The 17415-nt window shown below is 74.9% G+C and carries 14 protein-coding genes; 9 read left to right on the forward strand and 5 right to left on the reverse strand.

Going from position 1 to position 17415, the window contains the following annotated elements; genetic code table 11:
* Positions 1-653, reverse strand: a 653-nt coding sequence (locus AB0M52_RS14485) for a glycerate kinase (RefSeq protein WP_363953296.1), incomplete at its 3' end; no start/stop codon positions are given.
* A 68-nt stretch (positions 654-721) separates the two neighbouring features.
* Between AB0M52_RS14485 and nadA the strand changes: the two genes are divergently transcribed.
* From nadA to AB0M52_RS14500, 3 genes are all read left to right on the forward strand, one after another.
* Positions 722-1897 carry a quinolinate synthase NadA gene (nadA, locus tag AB0M52_RS14490; protein ID WP_363953298.1) on the forward strand — a complete coding sequence of 392 codons (1176 nt, stop codon included), beginning with the start codon at positions 722-724 and terminating at the stop codon, positions 1895-1897.
* Between the two features lie 224 nt (positions 1898-2121).
* Positions 2122-3477 (forward strand): UDP-N-acetylglucosamine 1-carboxyvinyltransferase, encoded by a 1356-nt coding sequence (murA, locus tag AB0M52_RS14495; protein WP_363953320.1) that lies wholly within the window; start codon positions 2122-2124, stop codon positions 3475-3477.
* Positions 3478-3561: 84 nt separating this feature from the next.
* The gene (locus AB0M52_RS14500; RefSeq protein ID WP_363953300.1) at positions 3562-4164 is read left to right on the forward strand and encodes a DUF3043 domain-containing protein; all 603 of its coding nucleotides are present in this window, start codon (positions 3562-3564) and stop codon (positions 4162-4164) included.
* A gap of 4 nt (positions 4165-4168) precedes the next feature.
* On the opposite strand, the gene AB0M52_RS14505 is transcribed toward AB0M52_RS14500, so the two are convergent.
* Both AB0M52_RS14505 and AB0M52_RS14510 read right to left on the reverse strand, forming a co-directional pair.
* The gene (locus AB0M52_RS14505; protein ID WP_363953302.1) at positions 4169-4477 is read right to left on the reverse strand and encodes an AzlD domain-containing protein; all 309 of its coding nucleotides are present in this window, start codon (positions 4475-4477) and stop codon (positions 4169-4171) included.
* Complete coding sequence (locus tag AB0M52_RS14510) at positions 4471-5298, reverse strand: AzlC family ABC transporter permease (protein ID WP_363953304.1); 828 nt, start codon at positions 5296-5298, stop codon at positions 4471-4473. The genes AB0M52_RS14505 and AB0M52_RS14510 overlap by 7 nt, the downstream gene beginning before the upstream one ends.
* A 66-nt stretch (positions 5299-5364) precedes the next feature.
* On the opposite strand from AB0M52_RS14510, the gene AB0M52_RS14515 reads away from it, so the two are divergent.
* From AB0M52_RS14515 to AB0M52_RS14525, 3 genes are all read left to right on the forward strand, one after another.
* Positions 5365-5925: an XRE family transcriptional regulator gene (locus AB0M52_RS14515; RefSeq protein ID WP_363953306.1), complete on the forward strand. Its 561-nt coding sequence runs from the start codon at positions 5365-5367 to the stop codon at positions 5923-5925.
* Positions 5926-6357: 432 nt separating this feature from the next.
* Positions 6358-11172: a WG repeat-containing protein gene (locus AB0M52_RS14520; RefSeq protein ID WP_363953308.1), complete on the forward strand. Its 4815-nt coding sequence runs from the start codon at positions 6358-6360 to the stop codon at positions 11170-11172.
* A gap of 69 nt (positions 11173-11241) precedes the next feature.
* Complete coding sequence (locus AB0M52_RS14525; protein ID WP_363953310.1) at positions 11242-12240, forward strand: aldo/keto reductase family protein; 999 nt, start codon at positions 11242-11244, stop codon at positions 12238-12240.
* Positions 12241-12349: 109 nt separating this feature from the next.
* On the opposite strand, the gene AB0M52_RS14530 is transcribed toward AB0M52_RS14525, so the two are convergent.
* Together AB0M52_RS14530 and AB0M52_RS14535 are read right to left on the reverse strand one after the other, a co-directional pair.
* Complete coding sequence (locus AB0M52_RS14530) at positions 12350-13141, reverse strand: site-2 protease family protein (RefSeq protein ID WP_363953312.1); 792 nt, start codon at positions 13139-13141, stop codon at positions 12350-12352.
* Entirely contained in the window at positions 13141-13341 is a 201-nt protein-coding gene (locus AB0M52_RS14535; protein WP_111219239.1) for a hypothetical protein, read from the reverse strand. Before AB0M52_RS14535 ends, AB0M52_RS14530 begins: the two co-directional genes overlap by 1 nt.
* Positions 13342-13513: 172 nt before the next feature.
* On the opposite strand from AB0M52_RS14535, the gene AB0M52_RS14540 reads away from it, so the two are divergent.
* The 3 genes from AB0M52_RS14540 to cobU all read left to right on the forward strand — a co-directional run.
* Entirely contained in the window at positions 13514-15211 is a 1698-nt protein-coding gene (locus tag AB0M52_RS14540; RefSeq protein ID WP_363953314.1) for a protein kinase, read from the forward strand.
* 58 nt (positions 15212-15269) lie between these two features.
* Entirely contained in the window at positions 15270-15476 is a 207-nt protein-coding gene (locus AB0M52_RS14545) for a hypothetical protein (protein ID WP_363953316.1), read from the forward strand.
* 72 nt (positions 15477-15548) lie between these two features.
* The coding region (gene cobU / locus AB0M52_RS14550; protein ID WP_363953318.1) for a bifunctional adenosylcobinamide kinase/adenosylcobinamide-phosphate guanylyltransferase at positions 15549-17415 on the forward strand (1867 nt) is incomplete at its 3' end.

Consider the following 17415-nt stretch of genomic DNA (forward strand, 5'->3'; position numbering starts at 1 on the left):
AGCAGTACGTCAGCGCGGTCGGCGCCCTTCTGCGGCCCGAAGACGTTGCTCGCCCCATGCAGCCCGAGCAGCGGGTTGTCGACATCGGTGGCGGCGACCAGCCGCGCCTCGCGTAGCCGGGGCGCGCCGTCGAGGCCCGCCACGGCGGCCAGCGCGGCACCGCCGTACGGCAGGGCCAGCCCGGTGTCGTCCAGCGGGACGGCGCCCAGCGCGGTGAGCATTCCGGCGCCACCGTCGTTGGTCGCCGAGCCGCCCAGCCCGACGATCACCGTGCGGGCGCCGGCCTCGACCGCGGCGACGATCAGCAGCCCCAATCCGTACGAGGTGGTGGCCCTGGGATTGCGCTCGGCGGGGTCGAGCAGGTGCAGCCCGCACGCCTGCGCGCTCTCCAGCCAGGCGGTCGCACCGCCGTCGGTGAGCAGCATCTCACCGTCGGCCGGGCGGCCCAGCGGGTCGACCGTCGGCACCGGCACCCGCCGCCCGGGCAGCGCCTCGGCGAGCACGTCGAGGAACCCGGGCCCGCCGTCGGCCAACGGCCTGACCAGCAGGTCGTCGCCGGGCGCGACCTCCCGCCAGCCGTCGGCCACCGCGGCGGCGACCTCGGGGGCCGGCAGCGTGCCGGCGAACTTGTCCGGGCAGAGCAGTACGCGCATGCCTGGCAGTGTGGCAGCCCACACCGGCAGGGGCGGTGCGGCGGTCCCGCTGTGGGACCATGGAGTGCGTGACGTCGACCTGGGTTGAGCCCTCCAACACCGCCACTGCGCTGCTGCTTCTCGGCCGCGGCAGCGACCCCGCCACCGAACGTGGCGTGGAGTGTCCGGGTGACCTGCCGGCACCGAGCGACCCCGACCTGGTGGCCCGGGCGACCGCGGCGAAGGCCGCGCTGGGTGACAAGGTCTTCGTGCTGGGCCACCACTACCAGCGCGACGAGGTGATCCAGTTCGCCGACGTGACCGGCGACTCGTTCAAGCTGGCCCGCGAGGCCGCCGCCCGGCCGGGCGCGGAGTACATCGTCTTCTGCGGCGTGCACTTCATGGCCGAGAGCGCCGACATCCTCACCTCCGACGCGCAGAAGGTCGTCCTGCCCGACCTGGCGGCCGGCTGCTCGATGGCGGACATGGCGGTGCTGTCGCAGGTCCAGAACGCCTGGGACGTGCTCACCGAGCTGGGCATCGCCGACCAGACCGTCCCGGTGACCTACATGAACTCCTCGGCGGACATCAAGGGCTTCGTCGGCCGCAACGGCGGTGTGGTGTGCACCTCGTCGAACGCGAAGCGGGCCCTGGAGTGGGCGTACCAGCAGGGTGAGAAGGTGCTCTTCCTGCCCGACCAGCACCTGGGTCGCAACACGGCGGTGCTGGAGATGGGTTTCTCGCTGGACGACTGCGTGCTCTACGACCCGCACAAGCCGGGCGGCGGGCTAACGCCGGAGCAGCTGCGCGACGCGCGGATGATCCTCTGGCGCGGGCACTGCTCGGTGCACGGCCGGTTCACGCTGGACAGCGTGAACGACGTTCGCGAGCGGGTGCCCGGGGTGAACGTGCTGGTGCACCCCGAGTGCCGGCACGAGGTGGTCAACGCCGCCGACCAGGTGGGCTCGACCGAGTACATCATCCGCACCATCGAGGCGGCGCCGGCCGGCTCCGCGTGGGCGGTCGGCACCGAGCTGAACCTGGTCCGCCGGCTCGCGCTGGCCCACCCGGACAAGCAGATCATGTTCCTGGACCGGGCCGTCTGCTACTGCTCGACGATGAACCGCATCGACCTGCCGCACCTCGTGTGGGCGCTGGAGGAACTGGTCGCCGGCCGCGTGGTCAACCAGATCACCGTCGACGCCGACACCGCGCACCACGCCCGGGTGGCGCTGGATCAGATGCTCGCGCTGCCCGGCGCGTGACCGGCGGAGCCATTACCCTCGGTAACACCCCTGGTACACGAAAGTGCCGGATCACCGATAAATGCCCTCCAAGGCGGTGTGACCGGATCCATTCTCATCACGGAGGGCTATGCTGCCGGGCGACGACACACGCGGGCGCGGGCGTTTGGACGCGACCGCTTTCCGGGTAGCGACCCGTGGTGTCCCTACATCCGAACGGCAGCACGCACGCGCTGGAGGTTGCGTTGACCGACGACGTCCTGGTCGTACACGGAGGCACCCCGCTGCAAGGGCGGATCCGCGTGCGCGGCGCGAAGAATCTGGTCTCCAAGGCGATGGTCGCCGCGCTGCTGGGCGACAGCCCGAGTCGGTTGTTCGACGTACCGAAGATCCGTGACGTCGAGGTGGTCCGCGGACTGCTCGGGCTGCACGGTGTCAAGGTCACCGACGGCGACGAGGACGGCGAGCTGGTCTTCGACCCGGCGAACGTGGAGAGCGCCAGCACCGACCAGATCAACGTGCACGCCGGCTCCAGCCGGATTCCGATCCTGTTCTGCGGGCCGCTGCTGCACCGCCTCGGGCACGCCTTCATCCCGGACCTCGGCGGCTGCCACATCGGGCCGCGGCCGATCGACTTCCACCTGCAGGCCCTGCGGGAGTTCGGCGCCACGGTCGACAAGACCCCCGAGGGGCTGCACCTGTCCGCGCCGAACGGCCTGCACGGCACCAAGTTCGCGCTGCCCTACCCCAGCGTGGGCGCGACCGAGCAGGTGCTGCTCACCGCGGTGATGGCCGAGGGCGTCACCGAACTGCGCAACGCCGCCGTGGAGCCGGAGATCATCGACCTGATCTGCATCCTGCAGAAGATGGGCGCGATCATCAAGGTGCACACCGACCGGGTGATCGAGATCCAGGGCGTGCCGAAGCTGCACGGCTACACCCACCGGCCGATCCCGGACCGGATCGAGGCGGCGAGCTGGGCCGCGGCGGCGCTGGCCACCCGCGGCCACGTCGAGGTGCTCGGTGCCGAGCAGGCCGACATGATGACCTTCCTCAACGTCTTCCGATCGGTCGGCGGCGAGTACGAGGTGACCGACGCCCGGCCGCCGAAGCTGGGCCACCCGGGCCAGGAGGGCGGCATCCGGTTCTGGCACCCGGGCGGCGAACTCAACGCCGTGGCCCTGGAGACCGACGTGCACCCGGGCTTCATGACCGACTGGCAGCAGCCACTGGTCGTGGCGCTGACCCAGGCGCGTGGCCTGTCGATCGTCCATGAGACGGTCTACGAGCAGCGGCTGGGCTACACCGAGGCGCTCAACACGATGGGCGCGAACATCCAGGTCTACCGGGACTGCCTGGGCGGCACCCCGTGCCGCTTCGGCCGGCGCAACTTCAAGCACTCGGCGGTGATCGCCGGGCCGAGCAAACTGCACGCCGCCGACCTGGTCATCCCCGATCTGCGGGCCGGCTTCAGCCACCTGATCGCGGCGCTGGCCGCCGAGGGCACCTCCCGGGTGTACGGCGTCGACCTGATCAACCGGGGCTACGAGGACTTCGAGGCCAAGCTCGCCGACCTCGGCGCACACGTCGAGCGGCCGTAATTCCGGCCACAGTCACGCCCACCCGCTCGCGTCCGGTGCACCCGCGATGTGCACCGGGCGCTTGGCGTTGGCTACCCTTGCCGCGTGCCGTCGCTGTTTCGCCGTAAGTCCGCCGACCTCGCCGCCCCTGCCACCGACCCGGTGACCCCGCAGGAGGAGGAGGCCGATGCCGCCCGTTCCCGGGGCTACACCCCGGGCAAGGGGCGGGAGACGCCCAAGCGGCCCACCACCGGCCGCCGCGCGGCCGGCGCGACCAAGCCGCTGACCAAGGAGGAGGCCAAGGCGCTGCGGCGGGAACGGCGCTCCGAGGCGGCGGCCGAGTTCCGGCGCGAGGGTGGCCCCCGCGACCGGGGCCCGGAGCGGCTGCTGGCGCGCAACGTGGTCGACTCCCGGCGTACCGTCGGCACCTGGTTCTTCGGCGGCGCGCTGGTCGTGCTGATCGGCTCGAACCAGGCGATGCCCCCGGTGATCCGGCTGGCCTCCAACCTGCTCTGGGGCGCGCTGGCGATCGGCGTGGTGATCGACTCGATCCTCATCTCGCGCAAGATCAAGAAGCTGGTCCGGGAACGTTTCCCGAACACCGGCCAGCGGATGGGATCGCTGTACCTCTACGCGATCATGCGGGCGATCACCTTCCGGAAGCTGCGTACCCCGGAGCCCCGGGTCGCCATCGGCGACCCGATCTGACCCGTCAGGGCACGCCGAGCAGGCGCAGCAGCGCCGCGGTACCGGCGGCGGCGATGACCACCAGCACGAACGGCGCCCGCCGCCACGCCAGCAGCACCCCGACCAGCACCCCGGCCGGGCGGGCCCAGCCGGCGAACCGGCCGACCTCGGTCAGCGCCGCGGTGGCCGCCAGCGCCGCCAGCAGGGCCGCCGCCCCGACCGGCAGCAGCTGACGCGCCCACTCCGGCAGGTCGAGCCGGTCGCGCAGCAGCACCCCGGCGACCCGGAAGCCGTACGTCCCGACGGCCAGCGCCACGATCACGGCGATCAGCACGGCTCCTCCTTCCGGCCGGCCGGCACCACGTCGGCCGGCAATGTGTCGACGCCGACCGGCATCTCGCCGGTCACCGGCGTGCCGAGGTCTGCGACCGGCGCCTCGCCGGTCGCCGGTGTGCCCGGCACCGGGTTCGCGACCGACGCCCGCCGCTTGAGCTGGCGGACGGCCAGCAGCGCCGGGCCGGCCAGCGCGAGCAGCACCGGCAGGCCGGCCGGCAGTAACGGCGTGGTCAGTACCGCGACCACGGCACCGGCCAGTGCCACCCGCCGGGTGTCCCGATCCCGCAGGGTGGGCAGCAGCAGGGCGATCAGGCCAGCCGGGAACGCGGCGTCCAGCCCGAGCGCGGCCGGATCGCCGGCCACCCCGCCGGCCAGCACGCCGAGCACGGTGCCGGCGTTCCAGGCCAGGAACAGCAGGATGCCGGCGAGCCAGAACGCCCGCCGCCGGGCGGCACCGGCCGGCCGGCCCAGGGTGAAGGCGGTCGCCTCGTCGGTCATCAGGTGACTGCCGATCAGGCGGTGCCGAAGCCGGCGGCCGATCGTGTCACCGAGGGTCAGCCCGAAGGGCAGGTGCCGGGCGTTGAGCAGCAGCCCGGCGAGGACGGCGGCCACCGGGCTGCCGGCGGCCACCAGCCCGACCGCCATGAACTGCGCGCCACCGGCGTAGACCAGCACGGACATGGCGACGGCCGCCCAACCGGGCAGCCCGGCGGCGACGGCCATCGCACCGAATGAGGCGCCGACCGCCACCATCGCCGCGCCGATGGCGGCGACGTCGCGGAGCACTCCCGCCCCCGATGTTCGTTCTGGCGTACGCATGGTCCATCATGATGAACACGCCCCTGCCGTTCGTCAAATAGAACAGCATGACCGACGGAGCGAACAATGTCCCCCGATCCCACTCCCCCATTGGCCACCATCGCCGCCGCCCTGCGGTACGAGCGCCAGCGGGTCGGCATCTCCCTGACCGAACTCGCCCGCCGGGCCGGGATCGCCAAGTCGACCCTGTCCCAGCTCGAGTCCGGCACGGGCAACCCGAGCGTGGAGACACTGTGGGCTCTCGGCGTGGCGCTCGACGTGCCGTTCAGCCGCCTGGTCGAGCCGCCGGCGACCACCGTGCGCGTGATCCGGGCCGGCGACGGCCCGCGCATCCGCTCCGAGCACGCCGACCTCACCTGCACGCTGCTCACCGCGGGCACTGCGCACGCCCGGCGCGACGTCTACCTGATCGCGTTGGAGCCCGGCCGGGTACGCGCCGCCGACCCGCACACTCCGCGCAGTGTCGAGCACCTCGTGGTGGGGTCCGGCCGGCTGCGCTGCGGGCCTGAGCACGACCAGGTGGAACTCGGTCCGGGGGACTACGCCACCTTCCCCGGCGACGCGCCGCACCGCTACGAGGCCCTCGAAGCGGGCACCTTCGCCGTGCTGGTCATGGAACATCCCTGACCCACGCCGCGAGCGCGGCGACCGCCAGCTGACGATGGGTGCAGTATCGTCGGAAGTCCGATCCCGTCAAAGTCCTAAATGTCCGGATCAATAGGATAACGTTTGGGTTCGGGGAGGGGTGCCGCAGTGGCGGCGACCGAGTCTGCGCCGCTACCCTCCTTCCGCAGCCATTCGGTGCCGGACGAGCGACTTTGCCGGTCCCCGGGGTGCCCAGCGCGACCATTTCCGACGAGGTGACATCGCCGTGAGCGAGCGGACGCGAGCCGACCACCGGGGCGCGGCCGTGAGCGGGCGGATGCCGGCCCGGTGCCGCAACGCGGCCAGGTTCGCACGCCCCGATGTCGCCACGTCCGCCGGGCCGGTCCGGGGTTCCCGTGTCGCGGCCGACGCCGCCTCCCGGCGACGTCCCGGCCGCAGCGACGGGTCCGGCGGATGAGTCGCGGCTACGCCGACCGGTGGCACGATCCCGCCGAGCCGTCCTGGGTCGTCGAGCCGACCAGCGAGTGGCACCCGCAGTTTCCCGGCCAGCGCTATCCGGGCGACATCGGCATCGACCATCAGCCGCCGCCCGCTAGGGGTCGGGCGAGCGCCGTCGGGCGGGCCGAGGTGCCTCCGCTGGCACCGACCCGTCCCGACGGTACGTACGTGGGCCGGTCCTGGGCCGACGAGCCGGACGGCTGGCCGGGACGGCACGAAACGCCCGATCCGCGACGCCACGACGGTGCCAACGGTGCGCGGCCGTACGACCGGTCGTCGTACCCCCCGCCGGAGCAGCCCCGCGCCGAGGGCCGGCGGTCGCGTCACGCGGAGCCGGCGCGGGGGCGCGACGGGGTCACCTGGTCCGACGTCGGCCCCCAGGGCGGAATCGCCGCCTCCGGCGCGCCCGGGCGACGCGACCAGCGCGACCCCGACCAGCGCAACCCTGACCGACGCAACCCTGACCGACGCGACCCGGACTGGCGCGACCCGGACTGGCGCGACCCCGATCGGCGCGACCTCGACCGGCGCGACCCCGACCGGCGCGAGCAACGCGACTCCGGCCGGTGGGACCAACGCGCCCCGGAGCAGCGCGAGCAACGCCACTCCGACCGGTGGGACCAACGCGCCCCGGACCAGCGCGAGCCACGCAACCCGGACCGGTACGCCCAGCGACCCCAGCGGTCCGAGCCGACCGACCGCGACGAGTACCGCTTCCGCGGCACACCGGTCTCGCCCGCCAGCCGGCCGGAACCCGGTTGGATAGCGGAGGCGGGCGAGGAGCCACGCCGGCCCGCCGCCGCGCAGCGACCGGTAGACGACGCTGACCGCCGGTCCGCCGCCGACCCCTCCCGGCGACCCCGCTACCAGTGGAGCCGTCATCCGGGCGAGCCCGCGTACGACGAGGGCCCGGTGGTGGACGGGTACCGGGACGAGTTCAGCATCGGCGACCCGGACGGTGCCCCGTACCCGGACGGCTACGTTGACGACGAGCCGGCCCGCTCGGGCGCGCCCCGCGACGAGTGGGGCCGCCCCGACTGGTCGCCCGAGCGGGGCCGCCCCGAGCCGCCAGCCGCCCGGGATCCGCAGGCGTACGCCGCCCCGCCGCGCGGTGACCTGCCCTGGCCGGCGCCGGGCCCGCTGCGTCCGGGCACCGGCCGGGACCACCGCGAGTACCAACGCCCCGCCGCCCCGCCCCAGCCCGGGGGCGACGGTCCGCGACGCGACGACCGGAGGTCGGCCGCCCCGCCGGACGCGCCCGGACCGGGACGGTTCCCGGCCGACCGGCCAGCCGCGCAGCGACCCGACCTCGACCGTCCGGTCTCTCCGGCACCCGACCGCGACCCGGCCCGACCGGGCCGGCCGCACCTGTCGGTGGTCCCCGACCCGCCCGCCTCCCCGGCCCGGCCAGCCTCCCCTGCCCCGGAGCACGACCGGCCCGTCTCACCCGCCGCCGGGCGGGCCCGGCCGGCCTCCCCCGTTCCGGAGCACGATCGACCCGAGGTGGCCAATCCGTACCGGGACCGGCCCACCTCCCCGGCCGTGGCCCGGGACTGGACCGACGCCCCCGCCCCGGGTCGGGACCGGCACCCCACCGCGCGCCCCGGCCAGGACCGGCCCGACGTGCCCGGCCCGCACCGGGACCAGCCCTCCTCTCCCGGTATCGACCGGGCACCGGCCGGCGACGCGGTTCGGCCGGCACCGCTGCACCAGCACGAGGTCCGCCCGGCGCCGCTGCACGAGCACCAGGTCCGACCCGCGCCCCTGCACGACCAACCGCTCGTGGCCACACCACCACCGGTCCCGGCACCGCCGGTAGCCGCCACGCCACCCCCCACCGGGGCACCCACCGCCCGACCCGTCTCCGGGCCACCCACCCACCGGCCGGTCTCCGCACCACCCACCCACCGGCCGGTCTCCGCACCACCCACCTCCGCACCCGCAGCCCACCGGCCTACCTCTGCTCCACCGGCCCACCAACCCGTCTCGGCACCGCCCAACCGGCAGCCCATCCCGGCACCGCCGGCCCACCAGCCCGTCTCGGCACCGCCCACCCAGCAGTCCATCCCGGCACCACCCACCCACCGGCCCGTCTCCGCGCCAGTGGCGCCGGGACCGGTGCGCCCACCGACGCCACCGGAGTCGGAGCCCGCCGCGCCCGCAGCCCGCAAGCCGACCCGGTATGTCCCGCCGCCGGCCGAACCGTCCCGGCCCACGCCGACCCCGCCCCCGGCCGACGGGCAGGGCTGGTTCGGATCACCCACCCCGGGTCCGGTCGCCGCGCCGGACCGCGACGCGCCCGCCGGGAAGTCGGCTCCCACGCGGCCCCCGGCCGAGCCGGCCGTCGCGCCCGGCCCAGCTCACCCGACCGCCGAACCGGCTCGCCCGACCGAGCCGATCTCCGTGCACCCCGGCGCGCCGTCACCGGTCTCCGCGCCGCCGGCCTCGGCGTCACCGTTCCCCGCGCCAACGACTTCCGCGCCGCCGGCCAGACCAGCACACCCCGCAGCCGCGCCGACCGCTGGCCCGGAGTACCCCGCAGCCGCGCCGACCGCCTGGGCGGCACCGGTCTCGGCACCGCCTGGCGCTCCGCCGTCACCCGGCTCGGTGCCGCCCGCACCACCCGTCTCAGCGCCGCCGGCACCACCGATCTCCGCGCCTCCGGTCTCGGGACCGCCCGCACCGCCGGCGCCACCGATCTCCGCACCGCCAGTCTCGGGACCGCCAACCTCGGCACCGCCAGCATCGCCGATCTCCGCACCCCCGGTACCGGGACCGCCAACCTCCGCGCCGCCGGTCGCGCCACCGCTGGCACCACCGATCTCCGCGCCGCCAGCCCCACCGGTCTCCGCGCCGCCGGCCTCGGAACCACCGACCCCGGCACGGCCTGTCTCCGCGCCGCCAGCCCCACCGGTCTCCGCGCCGCCGGCCTCAGAACCACCGACCCCGGCACGGCCTGTCTCCGCACCGCCAGCACCACCGATCTCCGCGACCCCGGTCTCAGGACCACCAACCCCGGCACCGCCCGTCTCCGCACCACCGGCACCGCCGGTCTCCGCACCACCGGTCTCCGGACCGCCGAACACGGCACCGCCGGTCTCCGCATCTCCAGCACCACCGGTCTCCGCACCACCGGTCTCCGCACCACCGGTCTCAGCACCACCGACATCGGCGCCGCCAGCACCACCGACATCGGCGCCGCCAGCGCCGCCGGTCTCCGCGCCGCCGGCATCGACCGTCGCCGCGCCGACACCACCGGTCACCGCACTGCCGACCTCGGGATCGCCGCTCGCCGCGCCGCCCTTCAGCACGCCGTCCACCGACGGCCCGCCGCCCACCGACGCGGCACCGCCCACCGACGCCCCGCCGCCCGCACCGCCCGTCTCCGCACCGCCCGCCGATGCCACGGCAGCGGACGACGGTGAGCCGGCGGCCGGGGCGGCGGACGATACCGATCAGGCACCCGAGCCGCCGGCCGATCCCGAGCAAGTGTTGGCGAACTACCGCTGGCGGCTCGACCCGACGAGCCTGCGTGAGCTCGTGGACGACCCGGAGGAACTGCGGACCGTCCGGGACCGGCTCTCCGACAAGCTCGCCGGGGCCCTGGACAACCGGTCCCGGGCCCGGCTGCTGAGCCTGCGGGCGGTGGCGTCGCGGGTGCTCGGCGATCTGGATGACGCGCTGGCCGACGGCCGGATGGCGCTGACCTACGCCGAGGCGACCGGGGAACTTCGCCGTGCCGCGCTGGCCCAGGCGCGGCTGGCGCACGTGCTGCGCTGGCGCGGCGAGTTCGCCGAGGCGGACCGGCTGTTCGCGGAGGCCAACTCGGCCGAGCTACCCGACCGGCTGCGAGCCGCCCTGCACGAGCACGCCGCCCGCTGCTGTTACGACCAGGGCCGGCTGATCGAGGCCTGCCACCACTTCGAGCGCGCCCTGGACCTGCGCGGCGAGGGCGACGCCGAACTGCTGGCCCGGGTCCGGATCGGGCTGGACGCGATCGCCACCCGGGCCGAGGCGGGCGGCTTCGGGCCGTACCCACGCGGTTGGGACGAGATCCTGGAGCGTGACCGGAGCCCGGTGCCCGCCCGCGACGGCGGTCAGGGCCTGTGGGGTTACGCGAACGCCGAAGGCGACATGGTGGTGCCGGCCCGGTACGCCGAGGCGCAGCCGTTCCGGGACGGTCTGGCCTGGGTACGCGGGCCGCAGACCGACCGGTGGTCGTTGATCGACCTGACCGGCGAGACGAAGATCGGGCCGACCTATCTGGCGGCTCGGCCGTTCTCCGACGGGCTGGCCTGGGTGGTGCGCGACGAGAGCGGCTGGCTGGCCGTCGACACCGCCGGTGAGGTGGTCGTGCCACCCGGCTTCGGCGATGTGCGGCCGTTCCGCAAGGGCGTGGCCGCGGTCCGCCGGGAGGGCTGGGGTGCCGTTGACCGGGCCGGCCGGATCGTGGTGCCGACCCGCTACCACGGTTTCCACACCACCCTCGCCGACGGCCGGTACGTCGACGGTTTCACCGACGAGGGGCTGGCCGTGGTCGACCTGGCCGGCCGCAAGGGCGTGGTGGACCGTACCGGCATGGTGATCGTCGCACCGGCGCACCCGGTGCTGCTCATCCACCCGGTGGCCTTCCTGGCGACCAATGGCGGCGGGCGCTGGGGTGCGCTCGACCGGCGGGGTCAACCGCTGATCGACCCGGTGTTCCGCAACCCGGACGAGGTCGTCGCGGAGATCGAAGCGTTGCTGGCGGACGCCAACCCGATGCTCTGAACGGCCTCCCGGCCGGCGGACTGATCACCATGGCGGTCCGCCATGCCCGGGGCGGGCTAGGGTCAGGGCATGGAATTCCGACACCTGGGCCGGTCCGGCCTGATGGTCAGCGAGATCTCGTACGGCAACTGGATCACCCACGGCTCGCAGGTCGAGGAGGACGCGGCCGTCGCCTGCGTCCGAGCCGCCCTGGACGCCGGCATCACCACCTTCGACACCGCCGACGTCTACGCCGCCACCCGCGCCGAGGACGTGCTCGGCCGGGCGCTGGAGCACGAGCGGCGCGAGGGCCTGGAGATCTTCACCAAGGTGTACTGGCCCACCGGCCCGGGTCGCAACGACCGGGGCCTGTCCCGCAAGCACATCATGGAGTCGATCAACGGCTCGCTGCGCCGGCTGCGGACCGACTACGTGGACCTCTACCAGGCCCACCGGTACGACTACAGCACGCCGCTGGAGGAGACGATGGAGGCGTTCGCCGACGTCGTCCACTCCGGCAAGGCGCACTACATCGGCGTCTCCGAGTGGAAGGCGTCGCAGATCCGCCAGGCCCACGCCCTCGCCCGGGAGCTGCGCATCCCGCTGGTCTCCAGCCAGCCGCAGTACTCGATGCTCTGGCGGGTCATCGAGAGCGAGGTCGTCCCCACCAGCGAGGAGCTGGGCATCGGCCAGATCGTCTGGTCGCCGATGGCGCAGGGCGTGCTCTCCGGCAAGTACCTCCCCGGCCAGCCGCCGCCGGCCGGTTCCCGGGCCACCGACGAGAAGTCCGGCGCGGGCTTCATCGCCAAGTGGCTGACCGACGACGTGCTGACCCGGGTACAGCAGCTGCGGCCGCTGGCCGACCAGGCGGGGCTGAGCATGGCCCAGCTGGCCATCGCCTGGGTGCTGCAGAACCCGAACGTCTCCTCGGCCATCGTCGGGGCGACCCGCCCCGAGCAGGTGCAGGACAACGTCAAGGCGGCCGGCGTCAAGCTCGACGCCGGACTGCTCAAGGCGATCGACGAGATCGTCGAGCCGGTGACCGAGCGCGACCCGGCGCGTACCGAGTCGCCGGCCGCTCGTCCCTGATCCGAACCGGCCCCGGCCGGCGCGCGACGCGCCGGCCGGGCCGCTCAGGTCACGTCCCGCAGGCCGCCGCGCTCACCGCGGGTCAGCCTGCCGCGTCAGCCCTGTCGCGTCAGCCCTGCCAGAAGCGGACCAGTTCCAGGCCCCGGGCGTAGAGCCATGGCGGCAGGCCGAGGAAGTCGCCGATCGCGAAGACCGCGCCGAAGAACCAGCCGCCGATCCGCGGGTTCCACAGCAGCGCGAAGAGCAGGATGAAGCCGTACGGGGCGAACAGGTCGTACATCCGCCGCCACTGCGGGTTCAGCCACGGCTGGATCATGTTGCCGCCGTCCAGTCCGGGCACCGGCAACAGGTTGAGCACGCTGGCGGTCAGCTGGAGGAAGGCGAGCAGGGCGACGGCGGCCCAGAACTCCGTCGGGCCGCCGCCCGGCGCGCCGAGCCGGAGCACCGCCACCAGCACCAGCGCGAACAGCACGTTGGTGGCCGGGCCGGCGAGGCTGACCAGGGTGTGCCGCAGCCGCCCGGGAATCACGTGCCGGTCCACCCAGACCGCGCCGCCCGGCAGGCCGATGCCGCCGAGCAGCACCACCACCACCGGCAGCACGATGGACAGCAGCGGATGGCTGTACTTCAGCGGGTTGAGCGTCAGGTAGCCGCGATGCGCCACTCCCCGGTCGCCGGACCGGTACGCGACCACGGCGTGGGCGTACTCGTGCAGGCAGAGCGAGACCAGCCAGCCGGAGACGACGAAGCCGAAGACGGCGAGCCGGACATTGCCGATCCCGTGCCAGGTCAGCAGGGCGCTGGTCACCAGCAACGCGACCAGGGCGAGGAAGACCGGGCTGGGCCGGAACGCCGCCCGGGGCACCCCGAGCACCAGCGGCTCGGCGTCCCGGGGGGTCATCACTCGGCCACGGGCAGCAGGCTCATCCGGTACTCCACCCGATCGTCCTCGACGAGCGCGACCGAGGTGACGCCGGACGCCGCGAGCTCCCGCCAGGTCTGGCCGATCCAGGACTCGGCGTCCGCCTGGCTGCCGAACGACTCGGCCGGGCCGTCGACCGGCTCGCCGTTCGCGCCCTCGTACCGCCAGCTCCACGCCATGTGCGCGTCTCCCCTCGCCGCTGATGTCCCGTGGGACGGACCTCCGCCAGCGTAGTCGGCCGCACGCGCGGCGGCCCGGCCCTCGCCCCGCCGAACGGGCGGCCGGGCCCCTCGCCCCAGCGGGCGGGCGGCCGGGCCACAAGCCTTGATCGACGGCCGGTACCGTGGCCCGGTGCTGACTTCGGGGGTCGTGCTCAGCGATCGGTACCGGCTGGGCGAACGGGTGGCGACCGGCGGGATGGGCGCGGTCTGGCGGGGTACGGACCTCCTGCTGGATCGCGAGGTTGCGGTCAAGGTGCTGTTGCCGGGGCTGACTGCCGACCCCGAGTTCACCACCCGGTTCCGGGCCGAGGCGCGGATGCTGGCGGCCCTGCGGCACCCCGGGGTGGTTGCGGTACACGACGTCGGGTGGGCCACGCTCGCCGACGGCAGCCACGTCGACTACCTGGTGATGGAGTACGTGGACGGCGAGCCGCTGGGCGCCCGGCTACGGCGGGCGGGGCGGCTGGATCCGGTCACCACCATGTCCGTGGTGGCGCAGACCGCCGAGGCGCTGCACGCCGCCCACCTGGCCGGCATCGTGCACCGTGACGTGAAGCCGGGCAACCTGATGGTCAAGCCGGACGGCCGGGTGGTGCTGGTCGACTTCGGCATCGCCCGGTCCGGCGCGACGGCCGGGATCACCGCCGCCCACATGGTGCTCGGCACGGCCTCGTTCATGTCGCCGGAGCAGGCCGCCGGGCAACCGATCTCCGGCGCGAGCGACATCTACGCGCTCGGCGCCGTGGCGTACCTCTGCCTCGCCGGGCGGCCCCCGTTCGTCGGGGACAACCCGCTCGACGTGGCGTTGCGGCACCTGCGGGAAGAGCCGCCACCGTTGCCGCCGGACGTCCCCGCGCCGGTGGCCGCGGTGGTGTCCCGGGCGATGACGAAGCACCCGGCCGGCCGGCACGCCAGCGCGGCGGAGCTGGCCGAGGCCGCTGCCGCGGCAGGCCACGCGGCGGCGGGCGGACGGCCGCTCGTCGCGGGACCGCCCTGGGCGGCAGCGCCGTCGCCCGCCTCGGGGCCGCGTCCCGCCGCAGCGGCCCCCGCCACGCCGCCGGCCGGGCCCGCCGAGGCGACCACCGTCGGGACGACGTCGCCGGCCGGCCGTAACCGGGCCCGTCGGTTCCGGCGTCCGGCGGTGCTGGCCACCGCGGCGGGCGTCGTGCTCGCCGTCGTGGCCGGGGTGGTGGCAGCCGTGGCGTCCCGGCCACCGGCCGACGACACCGCCGCGCAGAACGACCCACCCGTGCTGATCGGCGACCCCGGGCTGGTGGCCTCGCGGCGCGCCGGTGCGGGCGGCAGCGAGGAGCCCCGGGAGAGCCGGTCGCCGTCGCCGGGTGCGGCGACGACGGCGGCGACGGCGGTGGCGACCCCGTCGCCGGACCGCAGCAGCGCCTCGGCGACCACACCGGCTCCGAACTCGCCCTCTCCTGCCCTTTCCCCGACCCGGCCGAGCACCGCGCCGACCACCGGCGCGGCCGAGACACCCAACCCCTACACCGCCGTCCAGGCGTGCGGCAGCGGGTACAAGGTGATCAACTCGGCGACGCTCACCGCGAACGGCCGCCGGCAGGGCAAGGTGCACCTGCTCTACCACGCCGGGACCGGGTCGAACTGCGTGGTGACGCTCAAGGAGACCGCCGTCGGCACGGAGACGCCGGTGTCGGCCTTCCTGGAGGTGCAGGGCCGGACGCGGTCCACCGACAGCGGCTCGTTCAAGTACTACGCCGGGCCGGTCCGGGCCAGTGCCGCCGGGATCTGCGTGAAGTGGGGCGGCTCCGCCGGAGGTGCCAGCCACAGCAGTCCCTTCGAACACTGCGGTTGACCGCCCCCCGCTCGGGTATGCCCCAACTTCCGCACCGACGTCGGTACAGGAGGCGGCGATGACGAAACCGATACCGGAGATGGACACGGCGGAGCTACGCGACATCGCGCTGCACGGGGGCATCCAGGGCGCTCGGGAGATGGACCGGGAGGAACTGATCGACGCCCTGGTCGCACGCCCCGGCGAGGGTGCCTGGCAGGAGGATCCGAAGCCGGCGGACGTCAACCCGAACGACTACATGTACGACGGTCCCGAGCGGCGGTGAGCCGTACCGGGCGGCGGGCTTCGCGGCCAACCTGCGGTGCTCGCCCCGCCCGACTGGCCGTAAGGTACGAGCATGTCCCTAGACGGGTGGAACACGCTCCTGGTGCTCGGCGGTATCCGGTCCGGCAAGTCTGAGTTCGCCGAGTCCCTGGTGGTCGACGCGGCCACCGTCCGGTATGTGGCCACCGCCGCCGACGGAGGGGGCGACGACGCCGAGTGGGCGGCCCGACTCGCCGCGCACCGCAGCCGCCGGCCCGCGACCTGGAGCACCGAGGAGACCGCGGCCGACCCGCGCCAGCTGGCCGACGTGATCGCCGCCGCCAAGCCGGACGAGACGCTGCTCGTCGACGACCTCGGCGGCTGGGTGACCGTGCTGCTCGACCCGGTCCACCAGCCCGCCGACGACACCGCCACCATCGACGAGCTGGCCGCCGCCGTCCGCGGCTGCGCGGCACGGCTGGTGCTGGTCAGCCCCGAGGTCGGGCTCTCCCTGGTACCGACCACGCCGCTGGGCCGGGCGTTCACCGACGCGCTCGGCGCGGTCAACCGGGCCGTGGCGGACGCCTGCGACACGGTGGTCCTGGTGGTCGCCGGGCAGCCGTGCCGGCTGAAGCCGGCCACCGCCGAGCCCGCGCCGGCCGTCTCGCCGTCGCCCGGCCGGCCCTCGGTGAGCGGCCTCGGGACGACGGTGCCCGCGCAGGCCGGTCCAGCCGGCGAACAGCCCACCAACGGCGCCGCCCCGACCCTGCCGGCCTCGCCGCCGGTGACCACGCCGGAGCTGCCCGCCGCACCCGTCGCCACCGGGTGGACGGTGCCCACGACCGCCCCACCGGCGGCCGGCACCGGCCCGGTCGTCCAATCCGGCATGGATCTGCCGATGCCCGACGAGCACGCCGGGCCGCAGGCGGTGGACCGGCTGGCCGCCCTGGACGTCCCGGGCACCGGGCTCGGCGTCCTGGAGCAGGTGGTCTCGTTCGCCGCCGCCACCCAGGGCACGCCGACCCCGGCGCCCTGGCAGTCGGTCCGGGTGCTGATGCTGCACGGCGACCACGCCGGCGGTTCCGCCGCCGGCACGGTGGCCGGGGAGTCGACCCGGCGGGCCGACCAGGCCCGCGCGGGTGAGGGGGTGCTCGCCCGGCTGGCCGCCGAGAGCGGGGCGAGCCTGCAGGTGGTGGACGCCCCCGCCGCCGCGCCCATCGAGCACAGCCCGGCGCTGACCGCCGAGCAGGTCGAGTCGGCCCTGCACTACGGCTGGCGACTGGCCGAGGAGGCCGCCGACGCCGGCGTACAGCTGCTGGTGCTGGCGGCGTGCGGTGCCGGCACCGAGGCTGCGGCGGCCGCGGTGCTGGCGGCGACCGCCGGTGCCGAGCCGCCCGCGGTGCTCGCCCGGGTGGTCACCGCGAGCGGCGAGATCGACGACGTGGCCTGGATGGCCCGCTGCGCGGCGGTCCGGGACGCGCTGCACCGCACCCGTCGCTCCTCCCGGGACGCCAAGGACGTGCTGGCCGAGTTGGGCGGTGGCGACATCTCGATCGCCACCGGCATCCTGCTCGGCGCGACCGCCCGCCGGATTCCGGTGCTGCTGGACGGTCCGGTCGGCGTGGCGGCCGGGCTGGTCAGCCGGGATCTGGCCGGGCAGGCCCGGCACTGGTGCCTGCTGGCCGACCACGGCGGGCACCCCGCCGTCCAGCTGGCCGCCGACGTGCTCGGCCTGACCTCGCTGGCGGAGCTGCGACTCGACCTCGGCGAGGGGGCGAACGCGCTGACCGTGCTGCCGCTGCTGCGGTCGGTGCTGGGGCTGGCCGCCGCGCTGCCGGCCCGCCCGGCCCGCGACAACGGCAGCGGTGTGGACGAAACGCCCGAGCCGGAGCCGGTCGAGGAGGCCGAGCCCGACTTCCGCGAACCCGAGCCCGACGGGCCGGGGCCGACCAGTACCGAAC

Source organism: Micromonospora sp. NPDC051296 (assembly GCF_040682255.1).
Taxonomy (GTDB): domain Bacteria; phylum Actinomycetota; class Actinomycetes; order Mycobacteriales; family Micromonosporaceae; genus Micromonospora; species Micromonospora craterilacus.

Excerpts from the sequence above, each read along its gene's own strand:
- AB0M52_RS14510 (WP_363953304.1), bottom strand. The coding sequence starts at position 5,298 with ATGCGTACGCCAGAACGAACATCGGGGGCGGGAGTGCTCCGCGACGTC.
- AB0M52_RS14515 (WP_363953306.1), top strand. The coding sequence starts at position 5,365 with ATGTCCCCCGATCCCACTCCCCCATTGGCCACCATCGCCGCCGCCCTG.
- AB0M52_RS14520 (WP_363953308.1), top strand. The coding sequence starts at position 6,358 with ATGAGTCGCGGCTACGCCGACCGGTGGCACGATCCCGCCGAGCCGTCC.
- AB0M52_RS14525 (WP_363953310.1), top strand. The coding sequence starts at position 11,242 with ATGGAATTCCGACACCTGGGCCGGTCCGGCCTGATGGTCAGCGAGATC.
- AB0M52_RS14530 (WP_363953312.1), bottom strand. The coding sequence starts at position 13,141 with ATGACCCCCCGGGACGCCGAGCCGCTGGTGCTCGGGGTGCCCCGGGCG.
- AB0M52_RS14535 (WP_111219239.1), bottom strand. The coding sequence starts at position 13,341 with ATGGCGTGGAGCTGGCGGTACGAGGGCGCGAACGGCGAGCCGGTCGAC.
- AB0M52_RS14545 (WP_363953316.1), top strand. The coding sequence starts at position 15,270 with ATGACGAAACCGATACCGGAGATGGACACGGCGGAGCTACGCGACATC.